We start from the raw sequence: 21,560 nt of genomic DNA on the forward strand, positions 1-21,560 counted from the left end.
CGTGCAGGCCGCGCAGATTGTGCCACACGGATCAGCGCTACCCAACTCAAAAGCCACAAGCGCGGACGAGCCGCATAAATTCCTCAGCGAAGGCTTCCGGTGCGGCCACGACGAGCCGCGCGTCCGGCGGCCCGTCGAGACCGGAGACGACAACCCCGGATTCCCGGGCGATCAGGCCACCCGCGGCGATGTCCCAGGGAGCCAGACCCTGCTCGACGTAGGCGTCGAACCGTCCGGCAGCGAGCGCGCACAGGTCGAGCGCGGCCGATCCCATGCGACGGATGTCACGGATCTCCAGCAGCATCCGCGCCACCGCGCTCGCCTGACGGGCCCGGACCTCCGGGACGTAGTTGAACCCGGTCGCCACGAGCGCCTGGGACGCCGAAGGAGGGGCCACCGACCTCAGTCGGACCGAAGGCCGCGCCGGGCTCTCCCGGAGGTAGGCACCCTCGCCCCGCACGGCGGTGTACTCGTGCCCGGTGGTGATGTCGATCACGCAGGCCGCCTCGACGACCCCGTCGATCTCCGCAGCGACCGCGACGGCGGACTGGGGCAGGCCGTAGACGAAGTTGACCGTGCCGTCGATCGGGTCGACGATCCACCGCACTCCGGTGTCTCCTGCCGGGCCCGTCTCGCCAGCGAGGGCCTCCCCGCCCTCCTCGCCCAGGATGGTGTCGCCAGGCCGGTCGGCCGCGATGTGGTCACGGATGAGTCGCTCGGTCGCGCGATCGATCTCCGTGACGGGATCGGTCGGGCTCGACTTGGTCGCGGCGACCTCGACCCGTCCCGCCGGACGGGCGGTGCGGGCGTACGCCGCCGCGGCGCGCGAGGCGGTCAGGGCCAGCGTGGCAAGGACCTCCCCGGACGGGCGCGTCACGAGTCCGAGCCGAGCAGGGCCGGACGCTGCGGGTCGCGGAGGTTCGCACAGCAGCCGGCGGGGCAGACCGTCCAGCTCGGCGGCAGCTCACCCACCACGCTCTGCTCGGGCTCCTCGTCGCGCGCCAGGGCCGCCCGCTCGACGATCAGCTCGCGGATCGCGGTGACGAACCGGGCGTCGACGCCCGGCGTCGGAACCCGCGCGAAGCCCAGACCGAGCTCCTCGGCGGTCTCCCTGGCCTCGGTGTCGAGGTCGTAGACGACCTCCATGTGGTCGGAGACGAAGCCGATGGGCACCAGGACGACCGACGCCACCCCGTCGGCCGCCAGAGCCCGGAGGTGGTCGTTGACGTCCGGCTCCAGCCACGGCACCTCGGGGGAGCCCGACCGCGAGCAGTAGACGAGGTCGTACGCCCGCTCGACGCCAGTGCTCTCCGCCACGCCGGCTGCCACCTGGGCGGCGACGTCCCGGTGCTCGCGCACGTACGCCTCTCCCCCACGTGTCTCCCCGTCGCAGACGAAGCGACCGCTCGCCGCGTTCATGGCGTCCGGGATCGAGTGAGTGACGAAGACCAGCCGGGTCGCCGCGGTGTCGAACCCCTCACGACCGAGCTGATCGATCGCGCCCACCGCGCCGCCGACGAACGGAGCCACGAAGCCCGGGTGGTTGAAGTAGTGCCGGACCCGGTCGAGCCGGGGGGCGCCGTCACCGACCGCGACGGTCGCGTCGTACAGGTTCTCGCGGTACTGACGGCAGCCGGAGTACGAGGTGTAGGCGCTGGTGAACAGGCACACCGCGCGTTCGACACCGTCGTCACGCATCTGGGTGAGCGTGTCGGTGAGGTACGGGTCCCAGTTGCGGTTGCCCCAGTAGACGGGGAGCTCGATGCCGTGCGAGCGCAGCTCGAGCTGCAGAACCGCGACCAGGTCTCGATTCTGGTCGTTGATCGGCGATCGGCCACCGAACGAGAAGTAGTGCTCACCGACCTCGACCAGCCGCTCGCGCGGGATCCCCCGCCCGCGAGTGACGTTCTCGAGGAACGGGACGACGTCGTCGGGCTTCTCGGGCCCTCCGAACGAGACGAGCAGGAACGCATCGTACGGGCGGGTGTCGGGCGCGGGTCCATCCATGCCGCCATCCTTCCAAGTCGACGGTTAGGCTGCAGGTGCGACCCCGGTCGGGGCGCCCGAGGGCATCTCCTCCGCCACACCGTCACCTCGACGACGTCTCCCAAGGAAGACCGTGCTCGACTCGTACCGCCGGATCCTCGCGGTCCCTGGCGCCCCGGCCTTCAGCACAGCCGCCCTCCTCGCACGCCTGCCGATCTCCATGCTCGGGCTCGGACTCGTCCTCCTCGTGCAGGAGCAGACCGGGTCGTACGCGAAGGCGGGCGCCATCTCGGCCGCCTCCGTCATCGCCAACGCGATCGGCGCCCCGGTGCAAGGACGGCTCACCGATCGGTTCGGCCAGCACCGTGTGCTCCCGGCGACCAGCGCGCTCTTCGGCCTCGGGCTCGCCCTCGGGCTCCTCGCCGTCCACGCCCAGGCGCCCACGCCGCTCCCCCACCTGTGCGCCGCCCTCGCCGGCTTCGCCCTCCCCCAGGCCGGCTCGATGGTCCGGGCGCGGTGGACCCACAACGCCGAGCCGTCGATGATCCCGACCGCGTTCGCCCTGGAGGCGGTGCTCGACGAGGTGGTCTTCATCGTCGGTCCGGTCGTCGTCACGTTCCTCGCCACCCTCATCAACCCCTACGTCGGGTTGGCGGTCGCCGGCGTGGCAGGAGTGGCAGGGTCGCTGCTCCTCGCGGTGCAGCGCCGTACCGAGCCTCCGTCCCGACGGCGTCGGGACGATCCTTCGGGCGGGCGCGAACGTCTGCCGTTCGGGCTGCTCGCACCCCTGATGCTCGCCGGCGTCGGGTTCGGCGTGCTCTTCGGAGGCGCCGAGCTGGTGACCGTCGCGGTGGCCGAGGACCAGGGCCACAAGGAGCTGTCCGGCGTCCTGCTCGCGATCTGGGCCGCGGGAAGCCTGATCGCGGGTCTGCTGGTCGGTGCGCGTCCCCCGCGGATGTCCTCCCTGGCGCAGCTGCGCATCGCCACGGTGGTCCTGACCGTGAGCTTCGTCCCGCTGCTGCTGACCTCGGCGCTCCCGCTGGTCGCCGTCGCCCTGTTCGTCTCGGGGTTCGCGATCGCGCCCAGCATGGTCGCCTGCACCCGTCTCGTCGAGCAGGGCGTCCCTCGCGAGCGGCTCACCGAGGGGATCGCATGGTTCACCACCGGTCTCGCGACCGGGGTCGCGCCGGGCGCGGCGCTGTCCGGCTGGGTGGTGGACAGCACGGCGCCCTCATGGGGCTACCTGGTGTGCCTGCTCGCCGGCTTCCTCGCCGTGGGCGGGGCCTGGAGCGTACGCGTCCGCCCTCCTGCCCCTGCTGCAGGCGCTCCCGCGGATGCCGCAGGGACGGCGCGCTGACGCCACCGCACCGTTCTGCTCGGCTCAGTAGCCGTCCATCCCGGACGGGAGCGGCGCCTGCCACCCGCGACGCAGGGCGATCATCCGGTAGCCGAAGGCGAAGAGCGCGCCCGGGAGGACGACCCAGGCGTACGGCAGGTCGAGCTGGACCGCGGTGACCGCGATCGCCGCGCCCAGCAAGGCCGGGAACGCGTACAGCTCCTCGCGGAGGACGACGGGGACGCGTCCCGCGAGCAGGTCACGGATCACACCGCCCCCGATCGCGGTGACCATGCCCATCAGGCACGCCGCCACCGGCTCGAGACCGTAGTCGAGCGACTTCACCGCACCGGTGACGCAGAACAGCCCCATGCCGGCGGCGTCGAAGACGGCGATCTTGCTCTCGAGCCGACCGAGCACGGGATGGAACCGGAACGCAATGAGTCCCGCCACGACCGGGACCATGAGGTAGCGCCAGTCCATGAGGGAGGCCGGTGGGGTGGCCCCGATGAGGACGTCACGGAGGAAGCCGCCGCCGAGCCCCGTCGCCCCCGCCAGGACGAGGACCCCGAAGATGTCCAGCGGCTTGCGGACCGCCACCAGCGCTCCCGAGAGGGCGAATGCGGCGATCCCGACGAGATCGACGACGACGTAGTTGGTGGCCACGAGACGACGTTAGCGGGGTGCGGTCGACCGCGCGCTCGGCGCGCTTGCTTGGATTGACCGGGCAAGCAGTCGACACTGGGGCTGGTACGAGGCGCGAAGGGCGGAGGCAACGACATGCGAGACCTCACCGTGGTGGGGCTGAGCGAGGACCAGAGGTACGTGGTTCTTCGCGGCCCGGTCGGTGAGCTGTTCCGCATCCCTGCCGACGACCGGTTGCGCGCCACCCTCAGGAACGACCGGGCACGACTCGGCCAGTTGGAGATAGCGATGGACAGTGCACTGCGTCCGCGAGACATCCAGGCCCGGATCCGCCGGGGCGAGTCGCCGGAGGAGGTGGCAGCAGCAGCAGAGCTCCCCGTCGACCGGATCATGGGTTATGCCCACCCCGTGCTCGCGGAGCGAGAGCACATGGCCGAGCGCGCCCGCAAGGCGACGGTCCGTCGAAAGCACGCCCAGTCGAACGCACTGACCCTCGGCGAGTCGGTGGACACGACGCTGCGCGGACGCGGGCTCGACCCCGAGTCGGCGGCGTGGGACTCCTACCGGCGCGACGACGCCCGCTGGACGGTCACCGTACGAGCGGGCGGGATCACCGCCGACTACGTCTTCGACCCCGCGGGGCGCTACACGTTCGCGGAGGATGCGGGCGGGCGCGAGCTGGTCGGGGACGTCCCCGACGCCAGCGACACCGCGATCGCCGACGCCGTCACGCGTCAGGTCGACGTGGTGGAGCTCGAGTCGGACCCGCGCGTCACGTCGTTGCGGCAGGCTCGCGCACGGCGCGCCGCAGCGGCGAGCGAGCGGGCCGACGAGCAGCTGAGTCTCAGCGACATCCCGGGCGTCGACGACGGAGAGCCCACGCTCGAGCTCGACGCCGCCGAGGAGCGTGACGCCGCCGCGGTGGCCGCGCGCCAGGACGCGACCCGAGAGCGCGGCGGCCACGGCGACGCCCCCGACGCGGCGCCGAGGGAGAGCGAGCCCGAGGTCGAGCGCGCGGCCGGGCAGACGGCCGTACCCGACGGAGAGGTCCCCGAGGCCGGCGCGCCGGACGACGACCCGGCAGGTGAGCAGCCGCGCAAGCGCGCACCCCGGCGACGCGAACGACGTCGCGTCCCGTCGTGGGACGAGATCATGTTCGGCGACAAGGCCTGACGTCGCCCGAGACCACACGCACGTGCGCCCCGCCCTCTCACGAGGTCGGGGCGCACGTCGCTGTCAGCGGTGCGGCACGGGTCAGGCGGTGATGTCCACCGTGACCGAGCCGCGACAGATCTGCACGACGGCGAGCTGCTTGCCGGCGGCCGTGAACGTGGTGCCGACGGTCACCGGAACCGACCGCACACCAGCCGGCTCCTGGCTCTCCGACACCGTGAGGATCGCCGTCGCCTCGTCCGGGTCGACGTCGATCGAGCCCACGCCCGCACTCACGCCGTCGACCAGGGGCGTGTTGGTCCCCTGCACGACGACCGTGCCGCCGTTGGCGGAACCGAGGCACCCGCTCGGGTCACCCTCGTCCGAGCCGCCGCACGCGACGAGGACGGCACCGAGGACGAGCGCGCCGAGTGCGCCCGTCGCCCGACGCCCGATGGATCGGCCTCTCACCCTCACTCCTTGAGCGGGCGCCCGGAGGCGTCCGTCGTCCAGCCGTTGGCACCGACGAGGTACAAGATGCCTTCGACGAAGCCCCAGATCGCGCCGAGGCCACACGTGATGATGGTGACCACGATCTGGACCACGCCGATGGTCGTGAAGCCGAGATAGAAGCGGTGGATACCGAAGCCACCGAGCAGGATGCCGAGCAGACCGGCCACGAGCTTGCTCTTGGCCTCCGGCGCGTAGCCGTACGGAGCGCCGTAGGGCGGTTGCTGCTGCGGCGCTCCCTGCGGCGGTCCGTACGGCGGTCCGTACGGCGGCTGGCCGTAGCCGGGCGGCGGGGCGTACGGCGCCTGACCGGGGCCGGGCGGCGGGGCGTACGGCGGCTGACCGGGGCCGGGCGGCGGGGCGTACGGCGCCTCTCCCGGGCCGGGAGCCGGCGGATCGTACGGCGGCGGCGGAGGCTCGTCACCCTGCGCGGGCACCGACGGCTGCTCGGCCGTCGGGCTGTCGCCGGGAGCCGGCGGATCGTACGGCGGCGGCGGAGGCTCGTCACCCTGCGCGGGCACCGACGGCTGCTCGGCCGTCGGGCTGTTGCCGGGAGCCGGCGGGTCGTACGGCGGCGGAGGCTCGTCACCCTGCGCGGGCACCGACGGCTGCTCGGCCGTCGGGCTGTCGTGCTCGTCCTCAGGGCTCTGCTGCGGCGTCGCCTCCGGGATCTCGTGGTCCGGCGTCGTGTGCTCCGGCGTCGGGTCGTCCGGATTCCCGGAGGTGGGTCCCTCGGTCACGTCTGGTGCGCTCCTTCGTCCTTGGCTGCCCACACCTTAGCGGTCGCCGGCCGAGGTCCCGGCGGACTACCGTGGGCACGACGACACGGGAGGCTCCATGACGACCGACCAGGACATCCTCAGCTCGATCTCTTCGCTGGTGGCTGAGGAGAAGGACTTGCGCGAGCGCCGCGAGCGCGGCGACACCGACCCCGAGACCGAGCTCGCCCGGCTGCGCGAGCTCGAGACACAGCTCGACCAGTGCTGGGACCTCCTGAGGCAGCGACGGGCCAAGAAGGAGTTCGGCGACGACCCCTCGACGGCCAAGGTCCGTCCGCCCGACGAGGTCGAGGGCTACCTCAGCTGATCTCGGGTGAGCCCGGCGCGCGTCGAGGTCGGCGGGCTCGCCCACGGTCGGGCTAGCCTGGCCAGATGAGTCGGCTCGCGCGATCAGACCGGCACGCCATCCTCGTCGACGCCGGATACCTCCTCGCTTCGTCGGCGCAGGTACTCGTGGGCACCTCGCTGCGCCGGGCGGTGGCGGTGAGCTGGGAACGGCTGGTGACGGGCATCAAGACGTCGGTCGCCGAGAACACCGACACCCGGCTGCTCCGGGTGTTCTGGTACGACGCCGCCAACGCGCAGGCGGCACGGGCTCTGTCGGAGGAGCACAACCTCATCTCGCTGCTGCCCGACGTCAAGTTGCGGCTCGGGCGGGTCAACAACGAAGGCGCTCAGAAGGGCGTCGACACGAGGATCGCGCTCGATCTCGTCAACCTCGCGCTCCAGGGAGCGGTCTCGGAGATCTTCCTCGTCTCCGGCGACGACGACCTGACCGAGGCGGTCGACATGGCGCAGGACTACGGCGTGCGCGTGACGCTCTTCAACGTGCCCAACGACGACTCGCGCATCGGCATCCACGCGACCGCGATGAACCTCGCCAGGGTGGTCGACGGACGACAGCGCATCCCCGTCGAGCTGCTTCGCACCGCGATCACGCCGTCACCGCGACCGCGCGAGGTCCCCGCTGACGAGCCGGCCCCCGCCGCCGCGGTGGGTGAAGCGGCCGCGACCGTGACGCCGCGGTTGAGGATCCCGACGCCCTCGGACGTCGCACGGTTGCACCCGGCCCCACCGTTGGGCCAGCCCGAGCGCCTGGAGCCCGCCGTGTCGTTGGCCTACAGCAGCACCACAGGACAAGGTGGCGCCAATCGTGGCGACCCTGACGCGGACCTGCGCGCGGTGATCCCCGAGGTCGTCCGCACCGTCGTCCGCAACTGGCTGGACTCAGCGAACCAGGCCGACCTCCGCGACCTCGTCGCCACCCGCCCGACGATCCCCGGAGACGTCGACTCGACCCTCCTGAACGACCTCGTCGCACACAGCGACGACCGCTACCGCGTGCTCCAGACCGAGACCCGCTGGCAGCTGCGAGAGGCGTTCTGGTCCGAGATCGACAAGCACCTCTGAGCACGTCGACTCGTCAGGGGCTGAGATAGCGGTCCAGCATCAGCAGGAGCTCTTCGTCCAACGGGTCGAGACGGTCCTCTCCGACGAAGACCGGCCCGGTGATGACGAACGACCAGGCGTCGAGCAGGACCGCCGCCGCCATGATCGAGGCGTCTCCGGCTCGGATCGACCCGTCGCTCTGCCCGTCGCGGATCAGGTCCTCGAGGAGCTGGGTCTGCTCGTTGGTGCTGCTCCCCCGTCGGTGGAGGAGGTAGGTCGCGATGAACTCCGGGTCGAGCTCGATCACGCGCCGCAAGAACGGCAGTCGCCGGGTGTGCTGCACGATCGCGACCGAACCGCGGACGAGCACCGACCGGGCGTCGTGTGCCGAGACCTGCCCCATCGCGAGCTGCATGACGTTGCGGAACTCGCGGGTGAAGAGGTCGGCCACGACACCGGCGCCGTTGGGCCAGGTGCGGTAGAGCGTCGCCCGTGACACGTCGGCCCGGCGGGCGAGGTCCGCCATGGTGAAGCCGCGCAGGCCCACCTCCTCGACGATGTCGCGCGCCGCGTCGAGCACGCGATCACGCGGGATCGCGTTGTGCGCCCTCAGCGGCACTGTCGAACGGTCACGGTCGGGGCCTTGCTGAGGAGCCATGGCGGTGACCGTACCAGCGTTGTACCAACCTCCGAACCACGCGTGCGGTGGCGCAGACCTCGAGGTCGCCTAAGGTCGGACCGTGACCCTCCGTCGTCTGCTGGCCGTCGTCGTCGCCGTCCTCGGCGGGTGCCTGGTGACCTCCGGGCTGACCTCGCCTGCCCATGCCGCCTCGGGACGGGTCATGAGCACCAGCGCCACCCTCTACCGGAACTGCTTCGGACACCCCTTCTCGTACGCCCTGAGCGGTGTCGCCCCGGGTTGGACTCTGACCGTCGACCTCGTCGCCGGGACCGGCCGGGTGGTCGACCGGACGACCGTCGCCAGCACCGCCGGAGCGGCCGGCCGAGGTGCCTTCCGGATCTGCGCGGGCGCGGTGAGGCCGGGCACGTTCACGGTCCGGTCTCGCGTCACCTGGTCGTCGGCGACCGGCCGAGCACCCCTCGTGCTCGCCTCGACGCGGCTGACCCTGCGGCGGCCGCGGACAGCGACGTCGGTGTCGGTGCGCCCTCGCAGGCCACGCGTCGGCTCCGTGCTGCGGGTGGGGACGAGCGTGCGGGTCGCCCGGCCGTACGGGTTCTTCCCCGAGGCTGGGGTCCGGGTGAAGGCCTACGTCCGGCACCGGGGAGCGTGGCGACGCGTCGGGCCGGTGCGGACCACCCGTGCGGACGGCACCGCGACGTTCCGTGTGCGATGGCGGTGGACGGCGCCCCGCAAGGTCCGTGTGAAGGCGGTCCGCAACGCGTACCACGACCGGTCACGCTCGCGAGCTGTCACGGTTCGCAGCCGTCCGGCCAAGCGCCGCTGAGCGGTCAGCGGCCGTCTGCGGGGCGACGAAGGCGCGGAACGAGACGAGCCTCACGGCCCTCGGAGCGCCGCCACGCGCCGGGCCCCGCGCACCCTCGAGACTGCCCCCGGACCTGCTAGGCTTCCAGCAGTAGTTGTTCGGTTCAGCGCAGGTGGGTACGTCGGCGCCAACGGTTTCAACGTTGGTGCCTTTGTCTTATCTGGGCCGAAGCGCCCCCGCGACCATCGTGTGGGTGGAGCAACGCTGCACGGGGGTCGACAACGGTCGGCTCCACAGTTCGACGAAAGAGCAAGAAATGTCGCAAGGCACCGTGAAGTGGTTCAACGACGAGAAGGGCTTCGGCTTCATCGCGCAGGATGGTGGCGGTGACGACGTGTTCGTCCACTACACCGCGATCACCGGGAACGGCTTCCGCACCCTGGCCGAGAACCAGCGCGTCGAGTTCGACGTCACCCAGGGCCAGAAGGGCCCCCAGGCGGAGAACGTTCGCGCTATCTGAGAAGGCGTCTCGTCCCCGAGACTTCTGACGAAGGCCCCGACACCGGAACCGGTGTCGGGGCCTTCGTACGTCTGGCGGACGATGTCTTGTCCGTCCGTCCAGGTCGAGCGCGCTCCGTACCCCCGCAGCGGAGCCCGCTCGACCTGAACGCATCCCCATCCCAGCCCTGCCGGGTCAGCGGGCGCAAGGGTTGCACGGGGTTGCAACGCTCGCCCGGGCACGATCGTCGGCCGTGAGAGCGCACACGTGAGAGCGCACAAGGGACGAGAAAGCCGCGAGAAAACCTGGGCTGACCGGTTCGCCGGGTCTACGGTGGGGCGCAGGAAACGACATCCCGCCGCGGGCGACGGGGACCGGAAGGCCGGGGGGCATGGCGGGATCAGGGGCGACAAGGCGTCCGTCGACGACGTCGGTGGACCTGCGCAGCCTGTACCGCGTGCGCTCCGACGTCCTCGCCGGGCGGTCCTCCGCGGTCCAGCCCCGGGCCGTCGTCCGTGCCTCGTGGGACCGCTCCCGGACTCACGGGCTGAGCCCTGACGGGGTTCCCCCCACACCGCCGGCTGCACCGGGAGAGGTCGAGGCCGGGCGCTCCGCAAGCGCGATGCGCCCGCTGGTCGACCAGCTCGCTGAGCTGCTGCGCGACGCGCTCGACTCGGCGGGCATGCTCCTCGCGATCACCTCGCCCGACGCGACGATCCTGTGGCGAGCCGGCAACGCCCCCCTGCGCCACCACGCCGACGAGCTCGGCATGGTCCCGGGAGCGACGTGGGCCGAGGGCAACGTCGGCACCAACGCGATCGGCACGGCGCTCGTCGAGGGTGCGCCGGTCGGCATCCACGCCGCCGAGCACTTCGCCGAGGAACACCTCCCCTGGTCGTGCGCCGCATCCCCGGTCCGTGACCCGCTGACCGGAGAGCAGGTGGGCGTCGTCGACCTGAGCTATCGCCAGCGCGCGGTCAACCCGCTCGCGCTCCCGCACGTGGTGATGGCGTCGCAGCTGGCCCAGGCTCAGCTGCGGCAGGTCTACCACGACAACGCCGACCGCCTCCGGACGCACGCAGGGCCGATGCTCGCACGCCTCGGCGGCCCCGCCATCGCAGTCACGCGGGACGGCATCTCCGCCGCCACAGTCGGCACCGAGCCTCCCGCGCGGGTGCTGCTGCCGTCCGACATGACACCTGGCGCGCTGTGGCTCCCTCAGCTCGGGAACGTCGTCGCCGAACCGGTGCCGGACGGCTGGCTGCTCCGCCTCTCCGAGGACGGTTCCGACCGAGACCCCATGACGCTCGTGCGTCTCGACCTCACCTCCACGCCGACCGTCGTCGAGGTGACCAGCTCGAGCGGCTCGTGGACCCATGCGCTGTCGCCCCGCCACTCCGAGATCCTGCTATCGCTCGTACGTCACCCCGAGGGCCGTTCGGCCTCCGAGCTGTCGGACGACCTCTTCGCGGACCCGTCACGAACGGTGACCGTCCGGGCCGAGATGTCCCGTCTGCGCCGGACCCTCGGAGGGGTGCTCGGCGCGATGCCGTACCGGATCAGCGAGGCGGTGAAGACCGATGTCGTGCTGCCGGACGACGCCGCGCGGCTGCTGCCGGGATCGGCGGCGCCGGTGGTCGTCCGGACTCGCGAGGACCTGGCAGCCGAGATCCGCAGCGGCGGCGGTGGCACGCCCGCCGGCCGGCACCGCGCCTACTGAGGGTCAGCGATCGGACGCGCGCTGATCGGTGCGGGTCAGTCGGTCGAGGAACGCGACGAGGAGCGCCTCCCGGAGCGCCGGCGGGGCGACGTCGAGCAGCGCGTTGACCGGTGCCATCTGCGCAGGCGGCGCCACTCCCCCGCCGTCCTCCGCGTTCGCCAGACCCGCCAGCGCCAGGAGCCCGTCGAACGCCGCGTCGTCCAAGGTGTCAGGGTCGGTCGCGCTCGCTGCCGCCCGGAGCTGAGGGTCGACGGCAATCGGACCTGCGGCGACCGCCTCGCCGACGGAGTCCCTGAGATCGTCGAGGAGCTCGTCCACGAGAGGGGCTGTCGCCGCCGACACGGTGAGGTGGAGCGTCGCGGGAAGGTCGCCATACGCCATCTGCGGCTGGACGAACCACCCGCGCGCGAGCATGGCGTCGCTGATCGTGAAGACGTCGCACGCGTCGTCGGTCGTCACGGCGACCAGCGTGGTGTCGGGCTCGGCGGCGAGCGAGAGGTGCTCGGTCGCCTCGACGCCCGCCGCGAGAGCCGTCGTGGCGGTGGACGCTGCGCGCGTCAGTGCGTGGTAGCCGTCGTCGCCGAAGTATGAGACCACCGCCCATGCGGCAGCCAGCGGGCCCCCTGACTTCGTGGACTGGAGGGTGGCGTTGAGCATCGTGTAGCCGGGCCAGTCAGCGCTGGCGAAGAACTGGGGACGGCGAAGCTCGGGCGTGCGGTGGAGCAGCAGCGAGACGCCCTTCGGGGCGTACGCGTACTTGTGAAGATCGGCCGAGATGCTCGTGACGCCCTCGACGGCGAAGTCCCAGGCATGGCGGACCCGTCCATCGCGCTCGAGCCACGGCAGCACCCACCCACCGATGCAGGCGTCGACGTGCAGACGGGTGCCGTGGCGCAGCGCGAGCCCTGCGAGCTCGGGCACGGGGTCGAGCACGCCGTGCGCGTACGAGGGAGTGCTCGCTACGACCAGCACGACGCGGTCGCCGTACTCGTCCAGCGCGGCCGCCGTCGCCGGCACGTCGGCCCGCATCGTCGACGGGTCGACGGGCACGGTCACCCGCTCGACGCCGAAGTAGTGGGCCGCCTTGTGGAAGGCGGCGTGCGCCGTGCTGGGCACCACCATCACCGGTCGAGCCACGTCAGGCCGTGCGTCCCGGGCGGTCTGGACGGCGAGCAGCACAGACTCCGTACCTCCCGACGTCACCGTCCCGACGGCTTCGCGGGGTGCGTGGAACAGCGGCTTGGCGAACGCGACGAGGTCGCGCTCCATCGTGAGGAGGCTGGGGAAGGCTGTCGGGTCGAGCCCGTTGGTCGAGCCGTAGGCGGCGAGCGCCTCCCGGCCGAGGTCGTCGGCCTCCGCGATCCCCGAGTCGTAGACGTATGCCAGGGTCCTCCCCCCGTGCGTCGGGAGGTCGCCGTCGCGCAGGGTCAGGAGGCTCGCTCTGATCTCGTCGGCATCGCGGTGCGGGACAGTCATGGGGTGGGCTCCTGCGGCGTCGCGGTGGGGTCGGCGTCCGCGTCGTGGGCGCCGTTGCGGTGGAGTCGCTCGTCGAGCCGGTATCGGCGCAGCGACAGGAGGCTGACGATGATGAGCAGCGCCGGGACGACCGAGACGCCGACCACGATCGCGTCGAGGGCCGAGTCAGGCTGCGTGACGTCCTCGCCCTCGCGGGACGAGACATAGCCGCCGAGCGACAGCACGGCCGCGAAGAGACCCGGACCGAGCGCCAGACCCAACGTCTCGCCGGCCGTCCAGACGCCGGTGAAGACGCCGATGCGGTTCGCGCCCGTACGCGCCGCGTGGTCCGCGGCCACGTCGGGGATCATCGCCATCGGGAACACCTGCGCGCCGGCGTAGCCGATGCCTACGACCGCCGCCGCTGCGTACGCGGCCAGGGCCTGGCCGGTCGACGCCACCAGCAGCCCCAGCGCCCCGAGGACGAGGATGCCGGTCGCGGCGGTGTAGCCGTAGCGTTTGCCCCGGCGCGCGGCGACCCGCTCCCACAGCGGCGTGACGAGCAGCGCCGGCCCGACGAACGCGACGAAGAGGAGCGTCGTCGCGCTGCCGCTGTCGAGAAGGTGGTCGGCGACGTATGCCACCCCTGCGAGCATCGCGCCGATGCCCAGCGCCTGGAGAACGAAGGTGGTCAGGAGGTGGCGGAAGTCCGGCGACTGCGCGACGAGCCGCAGCTGGTCACGCATCGAGCCGCCGGCCGTCGCGACACCGTGGTCCGGCGCATCACGTGTGCCCCGGTAGGCGCCCAGCGCACCGAGGAGCAGGATCACCCCGATGTAGGCGCCCATCACCCGGTAGCCCGTCGTCTCCGAGGACGCGTCGCCCACGACATCGACCACCAACGGCGCTGTCGCCCCTGAGAGGAGGATGGCCAGCGCGAGCACGACGACGCGCCACGTCATCAACCGCGTGCGTTCGTCGTAGTCGAGAGTCATCTCGGCAGGCATCGCGACGTAGGGGACCTGGAAGAACGCGTACGCGCTCGCGCACGCGAGGAACAGCACCACGACCCAGGTGCCGGCGAGCCAGGTCGGCTCGGCCGGGCCGGCGAAGATGAGCGCGAACGTCACGGCGAGGAGGACGCCGGCGCGCAGGAGGAAGGGACGGCGACGTCCCCGGGAGCTCGTCGAGCGGTCGCTGATGCGGCCCGCGATCGGGTTGAGAACGACGTCCCAGGCCTTGGGGAGGAGCACCATCAGCCCGGCGATGCCCGCGGCGACACCGAGCGTGTCGGTGAGGTACGGCAGGAGGAGCAGACCGGGGACGGTGGCGAAGGTGCCCGTCGCCACCGACCCCAGGGCGTACCCGCGTCCCGTGGCGGATGAGAGGGGAGTCGACGAGGGCGCAGAGTCCATGCGCCGTTTCTATCTCACCGACACGGTCACGTGTCCAGGGTCGTCGCGTCTCGCTCGGGGAGCTCGACGCCCCACTCCGCGAGCTCGTCGACCCGCGCGAGAGCCCAACCGTTGCGGTCCAGACGCAGGTCGGCGGGTCGCTCGAGACCCAGCCACGTGACAGGCTCCGACCGGAAGCCCAGGACGAGACCCGACTCGACCGAGCTGGCCACGAGGTAGTCGGACCGTGCCACGTCGTCGGCCGACTCCCCCGCCCACGCCGCGACCGTGTCGACCACCTCGTCCTGAGAGCTGACCGTGGCCCGGAGGACGTCACGGGCCTCCACCAACCACGTCAGGCGTCCGCCACTCGACCACGACTCGAGGAGGAGCACCCGGACGCCGTCGTCGAGCGCGGCCCACGGGAAGTGACGGTGCCGCCACAGGCTCCAATAGGCGCGGCCGCGGACACCGGGATCGGAGTCGGGGCCGTCGGGCACGTCGGTGCGGCGGGCACGGCGGCGGTGCTGGACGAGTACGGTCTCCATGGAGGTCTCCCGGTGTCGGTCGGAACCACGAACCTAGGGTGGCGAGCAGCGCCGGAGTCCGGTCGTCCACAGCCGCGCCCTCGCGTGACGGTCGTCCCCAGGTAGGAGGCTCGACGTGACCAGCTGCGCCCGTCCGCTCGGTCCGTTGCCGACCGGTGCTCGCGTCGCCCTGGTCGCTCCGGCCGGCCCTGTCGTGCCGGAACTTGTCGACCGTGCCTCGACGCTGCTCCGCTCGTGGGGTCTCGAACCCGTCGAAGGCAGGCATCTGCGCGGCGTGCATCCGCGAGCGTCCTATCTGGCCGGGACAGACGAGGGCCGTGCCGCCGATCTGGTCGAGGCGTGGTGCGATCCCTCGATCGAGGGCATCTTCTGCGTCCGCGGCGGCTACGGCTCCGTCCGTCTCCTCGACCACCTCGACGCCACCGCGCTGCGGTCGGCGCGGCCGAAGCCGCTCTACGGCAGCTCCGACGTCACCGCGCTCCACGAGTACTGGCGCGAGGTCGTCGGTGTTCCCACCTGGTTCACCCCCATGGTCGGCACGCTGTCGTTGCTCGACGACCCGGCGGCCACGGCGAGCCTGCGACGCGCGGTGGTCGAGCCCTTCCGCGCCCGCGTCTACTCCTCCGAGGGCGCGGAGACGCTGATCCCCGGCACCGCCTCCGGCACGCTGATCGGAGGCACCCTCACGATGTTGGCGATGACGGCGGGAACGCGGTCCGCACCGCCCCGCGCGCCGGGGCCGTTCGTCGCCCTTCTCGAGGACGTGGACGAGAAGCCGTACCGCATCGACGGGCTCCTCGTGTCACTTCTCCGTTCCGGCTGGTTCGACGGCGTGACGGGGGTCGTCCTCGGCAGCTGGCTCGACTGCGGCCAGCCCGAGGAGGTCCGTGCCGTCTGTGCAGAGCTGCTCGCACCGCTCGGGATCCCTGTCGCCTGGGAGCTCGGCTTCGGCCACGCCGCCGCGGCGGAGAGCGTCCCGCTCGGGGTGAGTGCGGTCCTGGATGCGTCTATCCCATCGCTCACGATCGTCGACACGGCTACGATCCACTGACCTCTCACGTCAGGAGTACGGATGAGCGACGGCACGCCTGCCCGTCCGCAGCGACGATCCGCCGCGCTGCTCAAACGCCGGCTCGTGGACGAGCAGCGGACGCAGCTCGACGCGATGCTCGACTGGATCCTCACCGACCCGACGCTCGAAGAGATGGCCGCGCAGATCGTCGGCGCCCGACGACGATTCGTCATCGGCGCCACCCAGTCGTTCTCGTACGCGTCGCTGCTGGCGCTCGACCTGAGCGCCAGCCTCGCCAACGTCCACCTGGTCGACGGCACCATCATCCGGCCGATCGACGTGCTGAGCGACGTGCGGAGCTCGGACGCGATGGTGGCGTTCTCGGTGCAGCGCTATCGCAAGTACACGATCGACATCGCGGCGGCGTTCCGCGACGCCGGCGGCCGCCTGCTGGTGATCACCGACTCGCCCGACGCACCTCTGGCCCAGCTCGGCGCCGACGTCGTCCTCGTCCCACCGCCCGGCGTCTCCTTCGGCCAGTCACCCTCCAGCCTCAGCCTCGTGATCAGCGTCATCGCGTCGCTGACGGCGGCGAGCGCCAAGGGCGCCGGCCGCCGAAGTGCGCAGCGCGACCACCTCGGAGAGGTTCTCGACCTGTACATCGAGTGACCGCCGAGCAGTCGGTGACGCTCCTCTTGGACACGTGACCGAAACCACGCTCCGTCGTGCGATATCTCGGCCACCCTCGTGCGTTATTCAGAGTGACAGGGTCGGGATGTCGACCCCCTGCCCGATCCGGTGGATCGCCACGAAGGGCGCCGCTCATGTCTCCCCCGGCGAGAGCGGCCCCTCTCGTGGCTACGGCCTCGCCACGCGAACCCTCGGCGGCGCGTCCCGCGCGAGAGCGCGCACGCGCGCGATCGCGCCTACGCTGACCGTGCCGTGACGTTCACGAGCAGTGGAGCAAGGAGGACCCGTGGCGAAGAACAGCAAGCCCAGCAAGGCAGAGAACGAGCTGCGCAAGCGCGTTGCCGACCTCGAGCGAGCGCTCGACGACGCGACGAACCGACTCAAGCGAGCGCGCAAGGACACCGACAGGTCGCGCGCCGACGCGGAGAAGGCGATCCGCAAGGCGTCGAAGTCGGCGCAGCGCAAGATCGCCGAGACCGTCGACTCCGCACGCGACGAGCTCGCCCGGCTCGGCAAGACCGTCGTCCCCGGACCGTTCGGCGGCTCACCCGAAGAGGCATCGACGAACGTCTCAGCGGCGCCGTCTGAGATCTCGAGCCCGCCGAAGGCACCCGACACCTCGCAGCGCCGGGTCGCACCGCGTGACGACACGAACACGTCGGCGTCACGCACCGGTGCCACGAGGACGACGGGCAAGACCGCTGCGAAGAAGAGCAGCGCGAGCACGACCACCGCGAAGAAGACCGCCGCCAAGAAGACCGCCGCCAAGAAGACCACGGCAAAGAAGACCACCGCGAAGAAGACCGCGTCCGGCGGCTCGAGCGCCCGCGGGCCGTACGCCTCCATGACCGTCGCCGAGCTCCGCAAGGCTGCTCGGGAGAAGGGCGTGAAGGGCTACTCGGGCATGTCGAAGTCGGAGCTGGTCTCGCGGCTCGGGAGCTGAGCGCTCAGGGGGCTCGTTCGCGCGCGCTAGGCTCGTCGACGGCGTTCGCGCCAGCTCTCTCGGGAAACGAAAGGCCCCCACGTGTTCTCAGGCCCCGCGCGGCGCCGCCGCATCATCATCTTCGTCGCTGCTGCGATCGCCGGTTTCGGCGTCGCGTCGCTCGCCGTCCGCTCGCTCCGAGGCGGCGGGGCGGACACGGCCTGAGCCGGGTCCGCCCCGCTGCAGCGGGAGACGCGTCGGTCGACCAGGTCAGCCGGTCACGATCGGCGCTCTGGCCTGGTCTGAGGCGTGCCCATGTGGCGCCTCTCAGTGCTTTCGTCCCTTGGACGGATAGACCGCGTCCACCTCGACCTCGACGAGCCAGCCGGCGACCGGGAGGTTCTCGATCTCCAGCGCGAACCGTGACGGCCGTGCCGGGTTGACGACGAACGGCTGCGCGGGCGCCGCCGTCCCGAGGGGCACGTCGATCGGCTTCCTCGTCGACAGACTGGTGTTGGCGAAGTACTGCCGGTACGCCCGGTTCCACCCGGCGAAGTCGGCCGTGGCGGCCCCCGCCGGGTTCTGGAGGAACACCCGCATCGTGATGACGTCGTCGTACGAGAGCCCCTGCCGAGCGAGGTTCTCGCCGATGCGGCGCAGCACGTTGATGCCCTGCGCCTCCGTGATCGTCACCCCCGGCGGCAGCACGCCGTCGGGGAAGACTGCCGTGTCGACGTAGCGCTGCTCGGATCCCGCGGGTGCCGCGGCGTTCAGCGCCGACGGGCCGAGCCCGCTGGACTTGTAGACCGGCGTGCTCGCGCCGATCGCGACGCCCTCGGCGATCATCGGGTTGTCCTGGCCGACAGGAAGCGCGGGCACCGCGGTGCCGGGCTTCGGCGGCTTGGCGAAGGTGCCGTGCGCGATCGCGCTGGCCGGGAGGCACACGAGCGCGGTCGCGGCGACGGCGACCGCCGTACGGCGACGGGCGCTCATGCCGACACCACCCGGGTGTGCAGGGACTCCACGGCCGCACGCGCGGACACCATCGCGCCGTGCTGCCAGGCGATCGTGTACGAGAGGTGGTCGCCGGCGAAGTAGACGTTGCCGGAGGGCTCGAGCAGCCTGTCGTAGTTCCCGTCGGTCCGTGACGGCCAGCCCACCCACGCGCCCTCGCTGTACTTCGTCGACGCCCAGTCGACGGAGAACGACGACCGCAGGTCCTGCTTGTAGACGTCGCCGTGGATGGCCGCGCCCTGGTCCAGCGCCTTGGCGAGCCTCCCCCGCGGCGTGAGCGTCCCGTAGGTGGTGGCGTTGCTACCGGTGTTGTAGTAGCCGATCATGGTGCCTCGCTCTCCGTGGAAGCCCGAGGACGGGTACCACACGTTGCCCAGCTCGTTGTCGGCGTTCGTGATCCCGCCGTAGATCTTGTGGTCGAGCTCCCACCAGCGTCGGTCGTACTCCAGCCCGATCTTTCCGGCGTTGCTGGGCCGGGCGTACGCCAGAGCCGAGACGACCTCGGGCGGCAGGTTGCTCGGGATCGTCGCCGCGAGGTGCGGCGGGATCGTGCAGACGAGGAAGTCGGCGGTGGCCTTCTTGGTGCGGCGGCCGCCCGTCGAGTACTCGACCTCGACACCCGTGCTCGTGTTGCCGAAGGCCGACACCTCCGCTCCGTACTCGATCTTGTCGCGCCCGATCGCCCGCTCGAACGCGTACGCGATCCGGTCCATGCCGCCGACGGGCTGGAGCATCTGCATCGCCTGGTCGAACCCGAGCTCGAACGAGAAGTAGTTGCCGATCCCCGACGCGAGCACGTCCGACAAGGCGTACGGCGCGATCGGCTCCCCGGCGGTGACTCCCGGCTCGATCGCGTAGCCTCGCCGTCCGCTGCCGGTGTAGCGGTAGCTCGCAGACGGGTCACCGGCGACCTTCGCCCCGAGCGAGCCGAAGTTGCGGAGGAGCGCGATCAGGGCGTCCTTGTCGGCCTGGGTGAGGTAGGTGTCGAGGGCACCCTGGTCGGTCGCCTTCGCGAGCAGCTCGGAGACGTAGCCGTAGACGTCGGCCTTCGCCGCGCGGTGGCGGATCGGCTGCCCTGCCAGGTTGTGCGCGCCGGTCCGATAGAGGTAGGCGTCGGCGTTCTGGTTGACGAACGTCTCGAGCTCCACCCCCAGCTCGCGGCAGTAGTCGACGGTCACATGGTGCTGCGGGAGCCGGGCCGGGCCTGCGTTCATGTACTGCCCTCGGGAGAAACGCGCCCTCTGCGTCTGTCCCTTGAGATCGGTCTCCGTCGTCCCGCCCCGGACGCTCCAGCTGCGGCCGCCGGGCCGATCACGGGCCTCCAGGATGGTGCACCGGTAGCCGGCCTTGCCCAGCTCGTACGCGGTGGTCAGGCCGGCGATGCCGCCACCGAGGATGAGGACACGTTTGCGGCCGTGCCGAGCGAGCTCGGAGGCCTTGGGAGGAGTGAACGGTGGGGTCTCCGCGGCGGCGGCCGGGCTCAGCCCGAGCGCCCCCATCGAGTGAAGCATGACTCCTGCGCCGCCGGCGATGCCGACCTGCTTGAGGAAGTCGCGTCGAGTCTGGGGCATGGCGCGCTCCTTGCTGAAGGTGTTGCGCCGACCGTAGGAACGTCATGTTTCCGCCACCTCCGGTCACGTGTTTCGTTTCGGTCACCGAGCGCGGAAGACTGCCTGCATGAGCAGCTTCTCCGACGACGACCTCCGCCACCTCCGCCGTTGCGTCGCGCTCGCGGCCATCGGGCTCGACGAGGGCAACGAGCCCTTCGGGTCCGTGCTGGTGAGCGCAGACGGCACCGTCCTGTTCGAGGACCACAACCGCGAGAAGGACGGTGACCACACCCGTCATCCCGAGCTCGCGATCGTCCGGTGGGCGGTCGAGAACCTCGAGCCCGAGGACCGCGCGTCCGCAACCGTCTACACCTCCGGCGAGCACTGCGCGATGTGCTCGGCCGCCCATGCCTGGGTGGGCCTCGGCCGCATCGTCTACGTCGTCGCGTCGACGCGGCTCGCCGCGCTACTAGAGGAGTGGGGCGTCGGCCCCTCCCCCGTCGCGCCGCTGCCGATCACGACGGTCGCCCCGGGCCTCGCGGTCGAAGGACCGGTCGAGGCGCTCGCCGCCGAGATGGAGGCACTGTACGAGCGGTGCTTCCGGCCGGTGTGACGATTGTTGACGACGCTAAGCCCGCGTGACGACGTGCGACCGGAGAACGTCCTACCTCACGTGTCGTAGCGGGTCGACACCTCGAGGAGGTCGCTCATGTCCGCGCCCGGGGGCAGCTCGACCGGCTCGGCACCTCGTCGCAGCAGCCGGGATCCGGAGACCCCGCCCAGACGTGCCGTCGTCTCGGTCACCTCGAGCCAGGCACCCTCACGCATGCCCAGCACCGGGACGTCGTTGTCCTCGAGGAACTGCTCGAGGCGTTCCTCCCGCGTCTCACCCATGTGGGTGCTTGCCGGGTCCGCGTCGACGTAGTGGGCGTTGATCTGGAACGGCACGAGCCCGAGGGCCGTGAGTCCCGCCGGCTCGGTGATCGGCATGTCGTTGGTCGTACGGATCGTCGGGCAGGCGACGTTCGTGCCGGCGCTCGATCCGACGTACGGCACGCCGTCGCGCACGCGGTCAGCGATGGTGGCGAGCAGGCCGGTCCGCTGCAGCGCGCGCAGAAGACGGAACGTGTTGCCTCCCCCGACGAAGATCGCGTCGGCGGCGTCCACCACGGCCCGCGGGTCGGACGCACGATGGACCCCCTGGACGGTGATGCCCACCGACGCGAGCGCTGTGGCAGCTCTCGCCGTGTAGGCGTCGCGGTCGGCCAGCGCATACGGGACGAAGGCGACCCTCCCACCGCTCGGGAGGTGGCCCGCGATCGTCGGCAGCGCGTACGCCAGGTAGTCCTCGCCGTGCAAGGTCGAGGTGGACAGAAGGAGCAGTCGCACAGGGCCTCCTCGTGGAGCGGCTCGTGCGATTGTCCCGCTCCGCGCTCGAGGCCGCGAGTCACCGCCTGGTGAATTCTTGCGGCGCGGCGATCTCGGGTCGGCGGACCGACCCGAGACCAGTATGA

The 21,560-nt window shown here is 71.5% G+C and carries 24 protein-coding genes; 12 read left to right on the forward strand and 12 right to left on the reverse strand.

All coding sequences use genetic code 11. The features are described 5' to 3' along the window. Nucleotides 1–46: 46 nt before the first annotated feature. Together KV097_RS04950 and KV097_RS04955 are read right to left on the reverse strand one after the other, a co-directional pair. Entirely contained in the window at nt 47–877 is an 831-nt protein-coding gene (locus tag KV097_RS04950) for an inositol monophosphatase family protein (RefSeq protein ID WP_220341516.1), read from the reverse strand. Then, a complete protein-coding gene (locus KV097_RS04955) occupies nt 874–2,007 on the reverse strand; it encodes a ferrochelatase (RefSeq protein ID WP_220341515.1) in 1,134 nt (377 codons plus the stop codon). The genes KV097_RS04950 and KV097_RS04955 overlap by 4 nt, the downstream gene beginning before the upstream one ends. Nucleotides 2,008–2,119: 112 nt before the next feature. Here KV097_RS04955 and KV097_RS04960 point away from each other — a divergent pair, with 112 nt between their 5' ends. Then, the gene (locus tag KV097_RS04960; protein WP_220341514.1) at nt 2,120–3,343 is read left to right on the forward strand and encodes an MFS transporter; all 1,224 of its coding nucleotides are present in this window, start codon (nt 2,120–2,122) and stop codon (nt 3,341–3,343) included. A 24-nt stretch (nt 3,344–3,367) separates the two neighbouring features. Here the strand turns inward: KV097_RS04960 and KV097_RS04965 are convergent, their stop codons facing one another. Further along, nucleotides 3,368–3,988, reverse strand: a complete 621-nt coding sequence (locus KV097_RS04965; RefSeq protein WP_220341513.1) for a trimeric intracellular cation channel family protein — start codon at nt 3,986–3,988, stop codon at nt 3,368–3,370. 114 nt (nt 3,989–4,102) lie between these two features. Here KV097_RS04965 and sepH point away from each other — a divergent pair, with 114 nt between their 5' ends. Next, the gene (gene sepH, locus KV097_RS04970; RefSeq protein ID WP_220365231.1) at nt 4,103–5,140 is read left to right on the forward strand and encodes a septation protein SepH; all 1,038 of its coding nucleotides are present in this window, start codon (nt 4,103–4,105) and stop codon (nt 5,138–5,140) included. A gap of 81 nt (nt 5,141–5,221) precedes the next feature. Here sepH and KV097_RS04975 read toward each other — a convergent pair whose 3' ends face one another. Beyond that, complete coding sequence (locus KV097_RS04975) at nt 5,222–5,590, reverse strand: hypothetical protein (protein ID WP_220365232.1); 369 nt, start codon at nt 5,588–5,590, stop codon at nt 5,222–5,224. 2 nt (nt 5,591–5,592) lie between these two features. Then, on the reverse strand, nt 5,593–6,369 hold the full coding sequence (locus tag KV097_RS19670; RefSeq protein ID WP_308289347.1) for a TM2 domain-containing protein: 777 nt from the start codon (nt 6,367–6,369) through the stop codon (nt 5,593–5,595). A gap of 97 nt (nt 6,370–6,466) precedes the next feature. Here KV097_RS19670 and KV097_RS04985 point away from each other — a divergent pair, with 97 nt between their 5' ends. Together KV097_RS04985 and KV097_RS04990 are read left to right on the forward strand one after the other, a co-directional pair. Further along, entirely contained in the window at nt 6,467–6,715 is a 249-nt protein-coding gene (locus KV097_RS04985; protein ID WP_220341510.1) for a DUF2630 family protein, read from the forward strand. Nucleotides 6,716–6,780: 65 nt separating this feature from the next. Then, nucleotides 6,781–7,818 (forward strand): NYN domain-containing protein, encoded by a 1,038-nt coding sequence (locus tag KV097_RS04990; RefSeq protein ID WP_220341509.1) that lies wholly within the window; start codon nt 6,781–6,783, stop codon nt 7,816–7,818. 13 nt (nt 7,819–7,831) lie between these two features. Here the strand turns inward: KV097_RS04990 and KV097_RS04995 are convergent, their stop codons facing one another. Continuing rightward, the gene (locus KV097_RS04995) at nt 7,832–8,455 is read right to left on the reverse strand and encodes a TetR/AcrR family transcriptional regulator (protein WP_220341508.1); all 624 of its coding nucleotides are present in this window, start codon (nt 8,453–8,455) and stop codon (nt 7,832–7,834) included. A gap of 82 nt (nt 8,456–8,537) precedes the next feature. Here KV097_RS04995 and KV097_RS05000 point away from each other — a divergent pair, with 82 nt between their 5' ends. The 3 genes from KV097_RS05000 to KV097_RS05010 all read left to right on the forward strand — a co-directional run bounded on the left by KV097_RS05000 (nt 8,538) and on the right by KV097_RS05010 (nt 11,461). After that, on the forward strand, nt 8,538–9,263 hold the full coding sequence (locus KV097_RS05000) for a hypothetical protein (RefSeq protein ID WP_220341507.1): 726 nt from the start codon (nt 8,538–8,540) through the stop codon (nt 9,261–9,263). 295 nt (nt 9,264–9,558) lie between these two features. After that, on the forward strand, nt 9,559–9,762 hold the full coding sequence (locus KV097_RS05005) for a cold-shock protein (RefSeq protein ID WP_139105401.1): 204 nt from the start codon (nt 9,559–9,561) through the stop codon (nt 9,760–9,762). A 436-nt stretch (nt 9,763–10,198) separates the two neighbouring features. Beyond that, nucleotides 10,199–11,461, forward strand: coding sequence for a helix-turn-helix domain-containing protein (locus tag KV097_RS05010; protein ID WP_220341506.1), 1,263 nt, complete (start codon nt 10,199–10,201; stop codon nt 11,459–11,461). 3 nt (nt 11,462–11,464) lie between these two features. Here the strand turns inward: KV097_RS05010 and KV097_RS05015 are convergent, their stop codons facing one another. From KV097_RS05015 to KV097_RS05025, 3 genes are read right to left on the reverse strand one after another with little or no spacing between them, the layout of a single operon-like run. Then, nucleotides 11,465–12,937, reverse strand: coding sequence for an aminotransferase class V-fold PLP-dependent enzyme (locus tag KV097_RS05015; protein WP_220365233.1), 1,473 nt, complete (start codon nt 12,935–12,937; stop codon nt 11,465–11,467). Then, complete coding sequence (locus KV097_RS05020; protein WP_220341504.1) at nt 12,934–14,331, reverse strand: MFS transporter; 1,398 nt, start codon at nt 14,329–14,331, stop codon at nt 12,934–12,936. The genes KV097_RS05015 and KV097_RS05020 overlap by 4 nt, the downstream gene beginning before the upstream one ends. A 26-nt stretch (nt 14,332–14,357) precedes the next feature. After that, nucleotides 14,358–14,858, reverse strand: a complete 501-nt coding sequence (locus KV097_RS05025; protein WP_220341503.1) for a hypothetical protein — start codon at nt 14,856–14,858, stop codon at nt 14,358–14,360. A gap of 115 nt (nt 14,859–14,973) precedes the next feature. Here KV097_RS05025 and KV097_RS05030 point away from each other — a divergent pair, with 115 nt between their 5' ends. From KV097_RS05030 to KV097_RS19100, 4 genes are all read left to right on the forward strand, one after another. Beyond that, nucleotides 14,974–15,909, forward strand: coding sequence for an LD-carboxypeptidase (locus KV097_RS05030; RefSeq protein WP_220341502.1), 936 nt, complete (start codon nt 14,974–14,976; stop codon nt 15,907–15,909). A 21-nt stretch (nt 15,910–15,930) separates the two neighbouring features. Beyond that, nucleotides 15,931–16,539 carry a MurR/RpiR family transcriptional regulator gene (locus KV097_RS05035; protein ID WP_220341501.1) on the forward strand — a complete coding sequence of 203 codons (609 nt, stop codon included), beginning with the start codon at nt 15,931–15,933 and terminating at the stop codon, nt 16,537–16,539. A 307-nt stretch (nt 16,540–16,846) separates the two neighbouring features. Continuing rightward, the gene (locus KV097_RS19675) at nt 16,847–17,503 is read left to right on the forward strand and encodes a Rho termination factor N-terminal domain-containing protein (RefSeq protein WP_220341500.1); all 657 of its coding nucleotides are present in this window, start codon (nt 16,847–16,849) and stop codon (nt 17,501–17,503) included. Between the two features lie 81 nt (nt 17,504–17,584). Further along, a complete protein-coding gene (locus KV097_RS19100) occupies nt 17,585–17,707 on the forward strand; it encodes a hypothetical protein (protein WP_255559181.1) in 123 nt (40 codons plus the stop codon). Nucleotides 17,708–17,809: 102 nt separating this feature from the next. Here the strand turns inward: KV097_RS19100 and KV097_RS05045 are convergent, their stop codons facing one another. After that, nucleotides 17,810–18,475: a Rid family hydrolase gene (locus tag KV097_RS05045; protein ID WP_220341499.1), complete on the reverse strand. Its 666-nt coding sequence runs from the start codon at nt 18,473–18,475 to the stop codon at nt 17,810–17,812. After that, nucleotides 18,472–20,067 carry a flavin monoamine oxidase family protein gene (locus KV097_RS05050; protein WP_220341498.1) on the reverse strand — a complete coding sequence of 532 codons (1,596 nt, stop codon included), beginning with the start codon at nt 20,065–20,067 and terminating at the stop codon, nt 18,472–18,474. Before KV097_RS05050 ends, KV097_RS05045 begins: the two co-directional genes overlap by 4 nt. A gap of 106 nt (nt 20,068–20,173) precedes the next feature. On the opposite strand from KV097_RS05050, the gene KV097_RS05055 reads away from it, so the two are divergent. Further along, nucleotides 20,174–20,659: a nucleoside deaminase gene (locus KV097_RS05055; protein WP_220341497.1), complete on the forward strand. Its 486-nt coding sequence runs from the start codon at nt 20,174–20,176 to the stop codon at nt 20,657–20,659. A gap of 56 nt (nt 20,660–20,715) precedes the next feature. Here the strand turns inward: KV097_RS05055 and pepE are convergent, their stop codons facing one another. Next, nucleotides 20,716–21,435, reverse strand: a complete 720-nt coding sequence (gene pepE, locus KV097_RS05060) for a dipeptidase PepE (RefSeq protein ID WP_220365234.1) — start codon at nt 21,433–21,435, stop codon at nt 20,716–20,718. Nucleotides 21,436–21,560 lie beyond the last annotated feature (125 nt).

The sequence above is a fragment of the Mumia sp. zg.B17 genome, from assembly GCF_019550915.1.
Lineage (GTDB): Bacteria > Actinomycetota > Actinomycetes > Propionibacteriales > Nocardioidaceae > Mumia.